The organism is Ereboglobus sp. PH5-10 (assembly GCF_029504735.1).
Lineage (GTDB): Bacteria > Verrucomicrobiota > Verrucomicrobiia > Opitutales > Opitutaceae > Ereboglobus.
This window is the reverse complement of the sequence record NZ_JAQFIP010000040.1, coordinates 1-1,864: the sequence shown is the minus strand read 5'-3', so window position 1 is coordinate 1,864 and position 1,864 is coordinate 1. Positions and strand designations below refer to the sequence as shown.

At 56.5% G+C, this 1,864-nt stretch carries 1 protein-coding gene and 1 pseudogene; both read right to left on the bottom strand.

Annotated elements, in window-relative coordinates; genetic code table 11:
- Positions 1-63 precede the first annotated feature (63 nt).
- The gene (locus tag M2447_RS13660) at positions 64-1,140 is read right to left on the bottom strand and encodes a FecR domain-containing protein (protein WP_277559060.1); all 1,077 of its coding nucleotides are present in this window, start codon (positions 1,138-1,140) and stop codon (positions 64-66) included.
- Positions 1,082-1,864 (bottom strand): annotated as a pseudogene (locus M2447_RS13655) (hypothetical protein); the annotation flags it as partial. The gene M2447_RS13660 and the pseudogene M2447_RS13655, both read right to left, overlap by 59 nt.

The following is a 1,864-nucleotide window of genomic DNA, read 5'->3' as shown; positions in this document are numbered from 1 at the left end:
AACGGCTTCGGAGACCAACCCCGCCCCTTATGAAAACAGGGGGTAGTTGACCATAGGTTGACATCATAACAGCTCCAAAAACACGATCACAGACCGATCTTCCCGCGTCATGCTTTTCGACCGAAACGCACGGCCAACACCACGAATACGGCTTAGTCCGGGGACTCTGCGTTCTGTCATCACTTCCCGAGTGCGATCAATCGACGCAAGCTGCACGCATCCCTTTTCAACGAACTCATAAGCCCCCTGCATCGAAAGCCGCTTTTCCGTTCCGCTCATAGTGTCCGCATCCTGAACATCGAAACGAAGAAACCATTTTCCGTCAAAATGGAATGGCTGCAACTTCACTGTAAGCCCGAGTTGAAGGCGGTCATACTTCGTCACCAGATCTTGCGAATTGTCGCCCTCGGTGCGCACGTAAACAGGCCGCTCGACGATGGAACCACTTGTCAACGTCAACGGTTCGCCGGAGGGTAGGGCGAACGCCGTATCCAACTTCATTTCCGTATCCTCATCTTTCGCGAGAAAATCGAGAACGGCGCGAATGTCCACGGGGAGCCTGACGGACACCGACTTCGTCGCGTCGCCGGTGATTGTCACACCGCTTCCGGCCGTGTTGAGAAAATCGCGAAACGCCGGCAGGCGTGACGATGAAATGTCCACGATGGCACACCGCACTTTCAGCACCGGACGAGTCCGGAGTTTGTCCAGGACCTCCTTCAATTGCGCATACTGCGTTGGCGTCGTTTTCACAACGACGCTATCCCCAACAACGACAGCATCACCGAGCACGGAACGCACGGCCTCAACATCGACACCAGCGGACGGCAGCGTCAAAAATTGCGCGGGCTCCGACCCGCCGAAATAATACACCGCGCCTGTTTTCCGCCACGTTACGCCAGCGAAAAACGCAAGCACGTCCAACGACTCGTCCAGATCGCCGCCGCGCAACGTGCCGTTGATCGACTTCGTTGCGATGCTTTCCGGCACGAACACCGAAATCTTGTAATGCTCCGCCAACGCTTCCGCAGCGGTCGCCACAGTCGCGCCTTCGGCGACGAACCAGAAATCCGCTTTCGCCTCAGCGGAAACCGATGGTTGGTTCTGCGTGCTCTCCGTGCCGAAGAGTTGCGCCGTCATCGAAATGCACGCCAACAGCGTCAATAGATATGATTTCCTTGTCTGCATAAAATTCACCGACGATCAGCCGCACGCCGTCCGAATACCGAACGAATCGCGGCGAGCGGAATACGACGCGCACAGGCTCTTTTGATGCCGTAGGTGGCACTTCCCCCGCTTCCGGCGTTTCGGGCGTCGCCACGGCCACGGAATCGCTGCTAGCGTCGGTTTCTGCGGGCGGGCGCGTAACGACTTCCTGTTTTGTCTCGATCTCCGAGACCGAGACCGTTTCCACGGCCGGAGCAGGTGCCGAATTTTTGCCATGTCCCGTTTTTTGCACGGCCTGACCTCCGGCGCCGAGCGCGGGCAACATCACATGAAAAAACACAACGTAACCGCCGACGGTCAACAGCGTGCCGAAGAACACCAGCTTTTTGACCGCCCGCCACGCCGCGCCGAGCCGCTTCCAGACTGACGGCCTGAAATCCTCACTGCTCGCGTTTTCATCGGGGAGTTCCTTACCAGGTAATTTCGACGACGCCGCAAATGAGTCGTAAAGGCTGAAAATCTTACTCGACGGCCAGACCTGATGCACTTCCAGCGGTTGCCGCTTGTTCGCCGCCGTGTAGATGCGGACGATGAAAAATTGCATCGGCCAGCGCACGCCTCGGAAAAGTTTATTATCAAAAATGTTTTCGTTTCGGGAATTCGACACCTGATAGATGAAATGGAATTTCTTCCGCAT